General features: G+C 45.4%; 10 protein-coding genes. 4 read left to right on the top strand and 6 right to left on the bottom strand.

All coding sequences use genetic code 11. The features are described 5' to 3' along the window. Positions 1–30: 30 nt before the first annotated feature. Both DTQ70_RS17310 and DTQ70_RS17315 read left to right on the top strand, forming a co-directional pair. Positions 31–1,128, top strand: a complete 1,098-nt coding sequence (locus DTQ70_RS17310; RefSeq protein ID WP_122931971.1) for an agenet domain-containing protein — start codon at positions 31–33, stop codon at positions 1,126–1,128. A 12-nt stretch (positions 1,129–1,140) separates the two neighbouring features. After that, positions 1,141–1,515 (top strand): hypothetical protein, encoded by a 375-nt coding sequence (locus DTQ70_RS17315; RefSeq protein ID WP_122931972.1) that lies wholly within the window; start codon positions 1,141–1,143, stop codon positions 1,513–1,515. Positions 1,516–1,523: 8 nt separating this feature from the next. Here DTQ70_RS17315 and DTQ70_RS17320 read toward each other — a convergent pair whose 3' ends face one another. Together DTQ70_RS17320 and DTQ70_RS17325 are read right to left on the bottom strand one after the other, a co-directional pair. Further along, a complete protein-coding gene (locus DTQ70_RS17320) occupies positions 1,524–2,894 on the bottom strand; it encodes a S41 family peptidase (RefSeq protein ID WP_122931973.1) in 1,371 nt (456 codons plus the stop codon). Positions 2,895–2,921: 27 nt separating this feature from the next. Next, on the bottom strand, positions 2,922–3,515 hold the full coding sequence (locus DTQ70_RS17325; RefSeq protein WP_122931974.1) for a tRNA-(ms[2]io[6]A)-hydroxylase: 594 nt from the start codon (positions 3,513–3,515) through the stop codon (positions 2,922–2,924). 421 nt (positions 3,516–3,936) lie between these two features. Here DTQ70_RS17325 and DTQ70_RS17330 point away from each other — a divergent pair, with 421 nt between their 5' ends. Continuing rightward, positions 3,937–4,578: a hypothetical protein gene (locus DTQ70_RS17330; RefSeq protein WP_164490086.1), complete on the top strand. Its 642-nt coding sequence runs from the start codon at positions 3,937–3,939 to the stop codon at positions 4,576–4,578. A 213-nt stretch (positions 4,579–4,791) separates the two neighbouring features. After that, complete coding sequence (locus DTQ70_RS17335) at positions 4,792–5,622, top strand: hypothetical protein (protein WP_122931976.1); 831 nt, start codon at positions 4,792–4,794, stop codon at positions 5,620–5,622. 243 nt (positions 5,623–5,865) lie between these two features. Here DTQ70_RS17335 and DTQ70_RS17340 read toward each other — a convergent pair whose 3' ends face one another. The 4 genes from DTQ70_RS17340 to DTQ70_RS17355 form a co-directional block, all read right to left on the bottom strand. Beyond that, on the bottom strand, positions 5,866–5,991 hold the full coding sequence (locus DTQ70_RS17340) for a zinc-binding dehydrogenase (RefSeq protein WP_229599961.1): 126 nt from the start codon (positions 5,989–5,991) through the stop codon (positions 5,866–5,868). 235 nt (positions 5,992–6,226) lie between these two features. After that, positions 6,227–9,778 carry a carboxypeptidase-like regulatory domain-containing protein gene (locus tag DTQ70_RS17345; RefSeq protein ID WP_122931977.1) on the bottom strand — a complete coding sequence of 1,184 codons (3,552 nt, stop codon included), beginning with the start codon at positions 9,776–9,778 and terminating at the stop codon, positions 6,227–6,229. A 74-nt stretch (positions 9,779–9,852) separates the two neighbouring features. Next, positions 9,853–10,794: a threonine/serine dehydratase gene (locus DTQ70_RS17350; RefSeq protein ID WP_122931978.1), complete on the bottom strand. Its 942-nt coding sequence runs from the start codon at positions 10,792–10,794 to the stop codon at positions 9,853–9,855. 28 nt (positions 10,795–10,822) lie between these two features. After that, positions 10,823–12,382 carry a GH3 auxin-responsive promoter family protein gene (locus tag DTQ70_RS17355; protein ID WP_122931979.1) on the bottom strand — a complete coding sequence of 520 codons (1,560 nt, stop codon included), beginning with the start codon at positions 12,380–12,382 and terminating at the stop codon, positions 10,823–10,825. Between the last annotated feature and the right edge of the window lie 23 nt (positions 12,383–12,405).

Here is a 12,405-nt window from a genome sequence, read left to right on the forward strand (position 1 = left end):
ATTCCCAACCTCACAGGTTTCACAAAGACAATGAAAACAGCCTTTTTTCTTTTCATTTTTACCCTAACAAGTCTAGCCCAGCCTAAATCAAGTTTTGAGCCACAACGTACGTGGGTATGTATGATTGGCGTGTTGGAATGGGCCGATGCCAACAGCTTCGCCTCTTTTGAGAAAAAAGGGCGCGTCGATGCCAAAATCATTCAATTTTTCCAAAAACAAGGCGTTCCTTCCGAGCAAATCCTCTACCTCAAAGACCAACAAGCCACCACCAAAGCCATTCGGGCGGCGATGGTACCATTTTTACGCCAAGCCAAACCCAACGACGTGTTGTTTTTTTACTATTGCGGACATGGTTATAAAAACGACGCCAAAAAAGTATGCTTTGCCAGCTACCAAGGCGCCGACTGGTCGGCTGAGGAAATGGTGCGAACTGTCAATGAAAATTTTGCGGGAAATACTGCCTTCTTTACCGCCGACTGCTGTAATTCGGGCGGATTGTCACAGGAGGTTCGTAAATTTCCCCAACGTAATTATGTCGCGCTCAACTCCGTCGTACCTACCAACGTCTCGACGGGCAACTGGACTTTTTCCAATGCGTTGTTGTACGGTCTAAAAGGAGAATCGTTTGTCGATACCGACCAAAACGGTAAAATTACACTGGGTGAACTCGCCAACTACATCGACGAAGAAATGGCGATTGTAGAAGGACAAAAAGCCGCTTATTTTATTCCCGAAACCCTACGCACTTGGGCTATTAGCAGTAACGTTCCTCCCAAAAAAGACAAACGCATTGGTCAGCGCGTCCAAGTGGATTATGACGGCACCGATTGGCTGGGGTTTGTCGTTGATAGCGACGCGGGAAAGAAATTCAACGTTCGCTTTTACAGTTATACCAACAACGAAACCGACTGGGTAGCGTCTTCGCGTTTAAAACCATTTGTTTGTCCCAAAAGTTACCCCGTAGGTGCGTCCGTTGAAGTGTATTATGCCGACGACAAAAAATGGTATCCCGCCAAAGTTCTAAAAACGTATTCGTGTTTACACTATATTCATTACAACGATTACGGCAATGAGTGGGACGAATGGGTTGCCCCTTCCAATATTCGAACTAAAAAACAAACCAATTAACTATCATCTCTCATGTTCAAATCTCTCTTATTTGCCCTTATGTGCGTAGGTCTGTTGGCCTCCTGCGGAAACTCCGAAGAGTTGGAACGCCTGCGCAAAGAAAACACCGATTTGAAGGCACAGCTCGACTTGCTCAATGCCGCCAAAAAGCCTAAGTACATCCTCAAGCTAAAATTGAAACAGGCTAGCTTTTCATTGAGCGTAAAAAAACATATTCGAAACGCGATGAACGCCATCGAATTTGAGCTTCCTGTCGATAAGGATTTTTACGACAGCGTATCAGAAGGCACCGAAATCGTGGACAAATTTCGCTTTGGCTCGTTGGTATTGTACGGTACCCTCGGCGACTGGGAAATGACCGTTCGGGGCAAAGAAATTCGCGAATAAAGTAGCTCTTATTTCTGATTTTCAAGGTACTTAACCGCCTCCCCTAACCAGTCCGACTCAGGCGACTTGAGTTGAATTTTGGGAGCAATACCCGTTTGGTCGATGGGAGCAGTATCTGTCCACGAAGATTTTACAATGGGAATCACAAACGTAAAATCGGGACACGGAATGGGGGTAGGTTGACGCAAATCACCGTAGTCCATCATCCCCATAGTGTTTTCGCCCATTGTAGTTACTTTTTCAAAATCTTTGACCACCTGAATCGAGTACTCGGTGGCACTCCCGCACAACGCATTTTGTAAAATGACCACCTTCTTGGGGTTGGGTAAGGCCGCTTCGTAGCTCACAGGAAAATCAGGCTGGGGAACGTACGCGCCGATATTTTGGCGTAATTTTCGTAACAATGTACTGTCGCTACTGTAATCGCTGCTAAAAACACGGTTATTGTTGATAGAGGCTTGCATCAGCCCTCCTTTGACCACAAACGGCTTGGTGTATAGATAAGGCAAGAGCAGTTCCATGCCGAAATTGCCACCACCGTTGTTCCGTACATCAATAATCAAGTACGGAGTAGCTCGAATGAGCGAATCATTCTTTTTGATAAATGCCTCAAATTGACTCCATTGCATTCCAAAAGTGGGGATTCGTACACACACCACGTTGGGTGAAGGCTTCCAACACGCCAAGCCTTTGTTTCCGTTTTGCCAAGTGGCTACCTCCTGTTCTTCAGCAGGGGTTGTAGCGTGTGGAAAAAGCCTTTTCCAAGGAAAATAGTTATAAAAAATATTTCCTTGAAACTTCGCGCGCGGGTCGAGGCTGAGCAAATAGCTGCCAAATTCGTGAACGTTGTAAAATGTCCCGTTTTTCTTGATTTTGGAAAACAACTGGCCTGTTTTGTAGGTCGTATCGGCACTTTCAAGTACAACACCTTTATAGGCATCGGCGGTTTTTCCGTCTTTTACAATCGCAATTTTGAGCTTTTTCTCGTCGTGCCACCAAATCCCTTCGGGCGACGAACTGAGGGCTTTTTGGGTCAGCTGGCGCGCCTGACTTTCAGTAAGTGGGTCAAAAATTTTGGCAACGTGTTCTTTGTTATAAACACCTATTTGGAGGTGTTTGTCTTGAAAATAGTTGATATAGGTGGCCAAAATATCAAAGCACTCCGCCCTCGACGGGCTCCGCATCGACTGAATACGCAACTGCGTGACCATACGCGCGTACGCAAGACGGTTTTTGGAAGTGCTAACTTTATCGCGATAGCCCGCGTAGTCAGTACTTATTTTTTGAATTAAGGAGTCAAGGTTGGTCCGACAATCGCAGTTCTGGGCACTTACTGCCCAACTTTGCACCACAAAAAACAAACACAATAAACGTTTCATAGCTGATTTTTGGATTAGTTCTAGCACTTAGTGCATACGGTCACCGCGCACTTCGAGGGTTTGCATGATTTTGGCTTCTTCGGCCAAGAGTTGTTTCCAGCGTTCGCGTACTTTTTCGGCGGGGAGGTATTCTTCGGCCAATTCGATAAAGTTTCGGTAATGCCCTGCCTCCGAAACCATCAACTCATGGTAAAAACTCCGTAGTCCCTCGTCGGAAATATGTTGTGACAGTAATTTAAACCGCTCACAACTTCGGGCTTCGATGAGCGCACAAAACAACAAGCGGTCGAGAAATACTTCATCACGGTCACCTTTTTTCTTCACCACTTCTTGCAAACGGTTGACGTACTCGTCTTTACGAGCGCGCCCGAGTTTATAGCCACGCTTATTGAGTTCTTTCAATACCATCCGAAAGTGCGCCCATTCTTCGGCAACAACTGGCGTCATTACTTCGACCAATTTTTCTTTTTCGGGAAAATGCACAATCATCGAAATACAAGCCGAAGCGGCTTTTTGCTCACAATAAGCGTGGTCAATCAGGATTTCTTCCAATTGCATTTCGGCAATGTTTACCCAGCGGGGGTCGGTGGGTAGTTCGAGTCCAAGAGTAGTGAGAGACATAGGGAGTGTCGAGTGGTTGATGGGACCGCCCGTGCGGGGCAGAATGTCGAATAAGGGGTTCGCAATTATAAGTTAGAATGGTTTAATTTGGTGCTCTATCGCACGCACAAAATTAAAAAAATCTCTTTTTTCAAATGACACATTTTTTTCCAAAAAGAGGTAAGGCCAATACCAACGCACCCCACATAGGTCGCGGCGTGATGCCCAGTTATCACAACACGCAATACGGATATTGGATTGTTTAAGCATATATCAAGAACTAAAACAATCACACAAAACACTAAAAATCAATACATTACAAGAACAATTTCAAAATTTGTATTTTACTTCTAAAGTGTTTATATTGCAGAGAAGGCGTATAAAATTGCGCCACTTTAGGAGTTGGCTGCAACTTTAAAGACCGACAATGTCTAGTAAAAAAATGACGACAAAAAAATACGCAGACTTTATATACAAGCAAACGAAAGGCGTGTACAATATAATGATTGAACAGATGTTCAGCGACTATGTTTTGTATAAAGATGGAAAAAGAATAGGTGTACTTTATGACAATAAACTGCTATTAGTATCGACGGAAAATTTGAATAAACTCTTTCCAAATGCAGTTCAAGAAAAATCTTTTGATTGGGGATATTACAAGCTAATTTATATCGAAGATACAGAGGATAAGGAATTGTTAGAAAAAGCAATCAGAACGACATATGACGATTTATATTTCCAAAAAGATTTCGTTATCGACATTTCTTATCTTTTCAAAGTAAATAAAAATTATTCAGACACTATCGAAAAAATATATGACTTACATATCACCTTTCTACGTTTTTGTTATGACAAAGGTCTTTTAAAAATTAACCCAATAGATAAACAAGGTAGAATACTTCATATGCGCTTTTTGAACAATGATTTGACAGAAAATGGCACAAAAATATTCAATGAATTACATCATAAATGGCTTATTTATACTGATAAAAATGATGGAAATACATCTGAAAGAATTGGAAACGTAAAAATGTTAGAAAAGTACTATTCAGCAATTATTGACAAAATTGACATTCAAAAATGAGACAAAAAGCTGTAGCCAATAACTAAGGTCTCTTGGTGGTTGAAAGCCAAGCCATGAAAAAGATGAAGGACGGTCTTGAATGAAAGCTTCGGTAGCATATCTAATTAATGGCCTATAAAATCCACTATAACGGCCTACCCAGCGTGCGTTCTGCTTTTCAGGCCAACAATAATTTCTCTTTCAAAAATGCTTCATTACCATTAATTTTATTTCATGGAAGCAAAAAAGAAAAAACGCCAATCAAGTGAGCGGCAACCCGCACAATACGACAAAATTTTTAAAGAGAATATCGAAGCCGTAATTTCAAGTATCATGCAAAATGTACTCGAAATTACGGCTGTTTCTATGGAAGAACTGCCTGATGACATTCAACACACCAAAGAACGAAAACCCGACGTACTCAAAAAAGTAACTGACACCAGAGGTGATACTTTCGTATTGCAAATTGAATTTCAAGTGAAAGATGAACCAAAAATGGTTTATCGAATGGCAGAATACTTTATCATGCTTGAAAGGAAATATGAGTTACCTGTAAAGCAATTTGTCATTTTTCTTGGGGCGGACAATCCAAAAATGCCAACCGAACTTGACAGAGAACGGTTGAAATTCAGCTATCCACTTGTTTCGCTTGCGACACTTGATTACCAGATTTTCCTATGTTCGGACAAACCTGAAGAAATCATATTAGGCATTTTGGCAAATTTCAAGGGCGAAAACCCAGAAAATGCACTAAAACAGATACTTGTGCGTATCAAAGAAACTACCAGAGGAGATTTTTCGTTAAATAGATACTTTAATCAGTTGCGTGTGTTGGCTCAACTTCGTAACTTAGAACTAAATTTAAAAACCGCTATGGACAGCATCGCAGAATATATCAAAGAAGAAAGAGACGTTCTCTATCTTCGTGGACAAGAACGTGAACAAATGAAGTTTGTTAAGAACCTCTTGACAGAGACGGATTTTCCCCTTGACAAAATCGCAAAAGTGGCTGGTGTTACAGTGGACTTTGTTAAGTCTATTCAGCGACAACTTACTGGTAAGTAAACACTTGGGGACTTTTTACACATGGACACTTAACTGGGGAAAGAATGGGGTCGCCAGTGCGACAGCAGCACCAACATTGTATCGGTTCACCGATGCGATTATAAAAAAGTGGCTGACGTAAGTAATTCAGCCTTGTGCTACTTTCAACATTAGCCCTACATTGGGCTTTTGTCCTTCTAACCCCACTTCTTCAATACCCGAAACGTAAAGCTGCCATTTTACAAAGCACCCTGCAGAGATAAACTATTTCACCTTGACAACAACCTTCCCTTTTGCGCGGCCCGATTCCACATAAGCCATTGCCTCATTCGTTTGCTCAAAAGGAAAGATTTTATCTACAATAGGACGAATTTTCCCCGCTTCAATCAAAGTCGTAATTTGACTTAATTGCTTTCTGCCCTTAATGATTGGAATATGGGCTGAAAAATATTATGACATTAACAAGGACAAAAAAGCGGAACTCAAAGAAGTGAAGAAGAACAAAGAGGAATACATTAAAGCAAAAATCAAAGAATTAAAGAGTTGATAACATTTATACCAACTCGGAAAAAAAATGAACCATAGAGGTGAGCCTAGGCCCGTTAGGGGTAAATAAATCCCTCTATTATTGAACCCGAATTAACTGAACGCCCACCACTGGACGACCGTCGGTGGTAACCCCCTGTATGACCACACGCACCGTCCGCACTACGTCTGACAGCGGAAAACGCAACTGACTGCGTCCCTGTCCGTCGGTTTGCATCAGGGGTTTCCAATATAAAACATCCCGATAATCCACCTTTGAAGTACTTCCTATTGCTGCCTCTGCATCGTAGCGGGGCACATAAAATTCGCGTTGTACCGACGGATAACCAATGAACTGAATTGGCGTCATTCCTTCATTCGTTTTGGAGTTTTTCTGCATAGTCCGAGCGTTTTTGGTGTAAAAAGCAATGACCCCATTGCCCGCCCGCACCCCGTATGTTCCAGTGGTACCTGCGTTTTTTAGCACTTCGATGCGTTCGATGTCTCCTGCGTTATAATACAGCAAAGCCGTTCCATCGCGGTCCTCAATGGGCACGCCATCTATCAAATACAAGGGTTGCATACCACTTTTGAAACTATTTACCCCCCGCATAAATACCTTGTAGCTACGCGCTTGGGACACCCCCTCTCGTTGAACGGTCACGCCCGTCAACCGTCCCTGAATCATTTCGTACAGATTTTGAAAAACGGGCGATTTGTCGTCGAACACAACAACGGCATCGGCCGCATTGTGCAAACTCCGCAGTTGAATATCCTCAGGTCTTTCTTCGATTTTACGCGCTCGAACCGTCACTTCCTGTAAGACTTGAACCGTTTTGTCACGGTAAAAATCAGCGTTGGACTCCTGCCGAATTTGAGCCGCTTTCGATTCTGCCCGCAACGTTAACCAATCGGGTGCCGCAGTTATGCGCCCAGATTCCCATTGACTACTCGACGTTTCTAAGGCCAAAAAGGCTTCTTTGGCGGAAAGTTTTCTTGACTTTCCATCCATAATTTGCACCATTAACTGTAGCGTATCGGTCACCGCCATTCCTACGAGACGGAAGCGCCCCTGTTCGTCAGCCCCTGCCGTTCCTACAAAGGATTTGCCAGTGCCTGTCGATACTACCGTGAGTTTCGCCCCAGGAATAGGTTGATTTTTAGCGTTTAGAATACGGCCTTTGAGCGATACGCCACCGAACTGTTCTGTTTCGGGCGTACCACTAACGCGTCGCCAGCCCTGCGTCAACAGTAGGTCGTCCAGTGCTTGAAGGGTTTCGGTAGAGCGATTCTTGAGATACTGATTGGGGGTTTCGATACGCCCTCGAAGCTCGCCCGTCAGCAATAAGTGGGTGTGAATGTTAGCTTCGGCGGTATCATCAAACACTTGGTCGGCATCGGTAATCGAGGCTGATAAAGCAGCCAGCACTGGTGCTCCATTATCACTCAAATTGATACTCAAAATGGCCTGCTCGCGTGGCTGATAACGGTTTTTGTTAAAACTCACCGCTACTCGTACTGACGCGGTGGATTCGGGGACAAATACCAATCGTTCGGCGTGGGCCTTACCGACGGCGTCATACAAGGTGATTTGTGTAAACCCTGCTGGCCAAGCCGTTACGGGCAGATTTAGCTTCGCTACTCCGTTTTGCAACAAAACTTTTCGCTGGTCAATCACCCGACCGTGCTGCTGAATCACCACATAGGCCGAATCGGGTGAAGTACGTTTCGAACTCCTTATGGTCAACACCAAACGGGTAGTATCGCTCATTACATCCGCCGAAAGTACAAGCCCCTCCATTTCTGGCTTGGGCAACGGAACACGCTGCGGCTGGTTGTTGTAGGTTAAATTGGCATAGTAAGTCCGCTGCGCTTTGGGCTCTAGCAACACGCTGGTCATCCCCTGTTGATTGGTTTTAAACCCAACGACTTCCACTCCCAGATCATCAACAATACGTCCCGCAATAGCCAAGCCGTGGCCATTGGGCTGTAGAATTTTCACGCCCAAACGCGCTGGTAATCCCGAAATCCAACGACCACCTTCTGGTAAAATTTGCACGTCTAATAGCTTAGATACAGTATCATTAGGCGTGGATGCGTTGCTATTTCGAAGCAGATTATAGACCATCACCGACCGCTCAAACGCTGGGCGGTGCTGGGCATCGTCTTCGTCGGTATAGGCGCGCAGGTGATAGGTTCCCGTCATAAGCGTATCCGACAAGCGAAAATTACCTTCGCCACGCCCTTCCACGATACGCACCCACTGGTGCTGCACCTGTTTCCCCGCTGGTGTAAGCAGGTCCACATGGATGGCCGTTTCCCCGCTGGCTCGCTGATGATTAACCGCATCGAGCAAGTATGCACTCATCCAAAGCCGATCTCCTGTGGCGTAAAAGGGTTTATCAATGTGTACAAACAAGGTGGGAGCCAGCAATTTAAACCGTTCACTGAAAGCCGCAGTAATGCGTTTTAGGCTGGAATCAGGTAGTGCAATTTTCCCCTGCATCGCCAACGGATCGTTTGTCAATGACTCCTTCGCATTCGCTTCGGGTTGCCATTCGGCGGGCAACATCGTCGAGAGTCGGTCATCGCCCATCGAACCTTGCGCCACCATTCCTTCAGGCTTAGTAATCACCCCATTGGTAGCCAGTTGTAGGCTTCCGCTGGGAAGCGATATTTCGGTGTATTCGTAACGGGCATCGGGATAAGGCGAAAAGTTTGAAGAAGCATTCCTATAAAATACAATGAGCTTCATGGACGAAACCAATCGGCGTTCAGTCGGTAACTTTCCTGGTTGAATCAACGTAGCAGCCTTGACTGGAATCAAACGCTTGTAGTCGCTGATTGCGGCGGCGAGCGTCATAGACTTACGGTCTGCGGGAATTGGTTTAGTGACATCTTCTTGAAACACCATAAAGCCCGCCTGCTCAAACGTATTATCGACCAAACTGGCCATTAAATGCCGAATAGAGCCTTGGTAAGCCGCTAACCGATTGCGCCGAAACCGATTGGCTTGCCGTTCGCTTTCGGGTTTTAGTTCTTCAAAACGCGCAGTACCCGCCGAGTAGGTCTTTCCTGAAGCCGCAGCATCAAAATGCTGCAAATCGTACACCAATCGGTAGCCCAGTGCTTGATTCTCAATCATTAACGGCTCGTTGGCCGTCGCATACAGGTGGTTATTCTCTTCGTTAAAATACAGCACATCACTGTTGACAAGCTGACACTGCCCACCAAATGGCTCGCCTAGAAGCTCTTTTTTAAACTGACGAAGGTGTTGTTCTCGTTGTTTTTGATTGCCCCGTACTACTACCGTTTCTAAGGTTTGCGCGCTTGCTTTTAGTCGAAAATCAGCTTTTTGGGGAGAGGCATTGTCAAATCTAAACGTGCGTTTTTCGGGTTCGTACCCAATAAAAGAAGCTACAATTTCAACCGTACCAAGCGGAATTCCAACGAGGGTAAATGCTCCTTTTTCGTCGGTCACCGCTCCTCGCGTGCTACCATTCACATATACGTTGGCAAACGGCATGGGCTTTCCCGTGGTGGCATCTCCCACGTAGCCAGTAAGTGTAGCGGTGGTTTGGCCATGAGCAAAAAGGGATAATTTTAGAAGTAGGACAACAGTGCCCCAAACAATAAAAAGCGAGCAACGCATGGTAGTAGAATGGCTGGTTATTTATGAAAACCAATGGTGTAGTGTAACTACTCGCTCTTTTTAAGATCCTCTTCTCAAAACGGCAATTTCCCCAAATCGACATTGCCGCCTGTGAGGATGATGCCTACTTTTTTGCCAGCAAAACGCTCTTTATTTCGGAGCAAGGCCGCAAAAGGGACGGCGCAAGAAGGTTCAATCACAATTTTCATCCGTTCCCAAATCAAACGCATGGCAGCGATGATTTCGGGGTCGGACGTAAGAAGGATGTCTTTGACGTGCAAACGAATGATTTCGAGGGTTTTGTCACCCAAATTAGTCATCAATCCGTCGGCGATGGTATTGATGTAAGGGGCTTTTTCAATCCGTCCTGATTTGAACGACAACACCGCATCGCCTGCCCCTTCGGGTTCACCCGCAATGACTTCGGCCGTGGGGCACAGGTAATGTGCTGCCAAGGCCGTGCCGCTGAGCAATCCCCCACCACCCACGGGTGCCATGACGATGTCAAACTTGCCGTAATCTTCAATAAGTTCTTTGGTAGCGGTGGCCTGTCCTGCAATAACGCGATAGTCGTTGAAGGGGTGAATCATGGTGGCGCCGTATTTGGCAATCACCTCATCCACGGTACTTTCGCGGGCTTCGAGCGTGGGTTCGCATTCTATTACTTCTGCGCCGTAGCCACGTACGGCGTCTTTTTTGACTTGGGGAGCCGTGCGAGGCATCACAATGTACGCCTTAGCCCCTACCAGCCCTGCGGCATACGCAATCGCCTGGGCGTGGTTGCCCGACGAATGCGTTGTCACGCCATTTTTTAACTCCGTTGGACTTAATGATAATACCGCATTTACCCCTCCACGGGCTTTAAATGCACCAATTTTTTGAAAATTTTCGCATTTAAAATAAATCTCTGCCCCACTCATTCGGTTAATCGTTTGGCACGTAAGCACAGGCGTGCGGTGTACGTGCGGACGAATGCGCTCGTGGGCGGCTTGGATAATGTTAAGAGTAGGTATCATGTCCAAACGGGGTGTTTTGGGTTATTTTTTACACAGTTAGACCTTGCTGTTGGAGGTAGTTCTCCCAGTCGGTCAATAAGTTTTTCTTCAATACGCGTGGGACTTTATTTTGTCCTCCCATTTTCCCTTTGGCTTCGAGCCAACCGTAAAACGTGCTGGAAGGAACGACCGTCACCAACACATCTTTCAACGCATGGCGGCGCTCCACCACGTAGTCATCGTTCAACACTTTGAGGTGCCCGTCTATTTTTTCTCGCAACACTTCAGGAGCTACGTGGTCGTCGGTACCAATATACCAATGGTGGGCAAAAAGCGAATCGGAGCGAATGCCCGCTACGGTAAATTCTTTGATGGTGATATCGAGTTCTTCGGCCGTCAGTTCGATGGCCTTGTTCATGTTTTCGACCGAAAGGTGTTCACCACAAAGGCTCAAATAGTGCTTAGTACGGCCCGTAACGGCGATTTCGGCGCGTTCTTTATTGACAAACTTGACCGTATCGCCAATCAAATAACGCCACGCCCCCGAGCAAGTGGAAAGCAAAAGTGCGTAGTCCACGCCCTCTTCTACTTCGTCAATCATCAGTGTTTCGGGGTTGCAAATTAGCTCGCCATCCTCGTTGAAGTTTTTGTCGTTGAAAGGCACAAATTCGTAGAAAATGCCATTATCAAGCACCAAACGCATCCCATCGGCATGGGGGCGGTTTTGGAAAGCAATAAATCCTTCTGAAGCCAAGTAGGTGTCGATGTAAATCAAGGGGCGCGCCAATAATTTCTCAAAACCTGCACGATAAGGTTCAAACGAAACCCCTCCGTGACCAAAAACGGTGAGGTTGGGCCAAATGTCGTGGATGGTATCGAGGTTGTAACGCTCAATGATTTTTTCCATGATGATTTGAAGCCACGCAGGTACGCCAGCCATAAAACCAATGTCCCAGCTTGGGGCTTCTTCTACAATCTTTTCGAGCTTACGCGACCAATCGCGTTCGCGGGCAATTTCGCGCCCTGGCTTGTAGTAGCGTTCAAACCAAAAAGGAATATTTTTGGCATTGATACCGCTTACATCTCCCTCAAAACGCCCTTCGTCGATGGCCGTCAGGTCGATACTTCCTCCGACGAGGAAGAAACTTTTTTCGTACAAATCGCTCGGAATTTCTTCGTAACGCCCCAACGAAAAGATTTGGCGCAAGCTCGTATTACGAAACGACTTGGCCATGGCTTTCGTCACAGGGATGTATTTTGAAGCGGCTTCGGACGTTCCCGAGCTCAACGCAAAATACTTGACCCGCCCAGGCCAACAAACGTTTTTTTCACCTTCACGTGCCTTGTTCCACCACTCACGGTAAATTTTTTCGTAGTTGTGAACAGGAACAAATTCTTTATATTTTTCGTAAAAAGTTTTGCTTTCGTCAAAAACGGCTGCATTGAGAATGTCCTCAAACTGGTATTTTTCACCAAATTGCGTATAACGAGCCTTGGCAAGAAGCTTGCTTAGGGTTTTACGCTGTATGTTAGCAAAATCTACATTTTCTTTCTGAATACGAGTTGAGAGCTTGATTCCTCCTTTTAACAAGTTTCCCAAAAGTGCCATGCTATCAGGGGTTTTTAGTGTTG

Origin of the sequence: Runella sp. SP2, assembly GCF_003711225.1 — a bacterium.
GTDB lineage: Bacteria > Bacteroidota > Bacteroidia > Cytophagales > Spirosomataceae > Runella.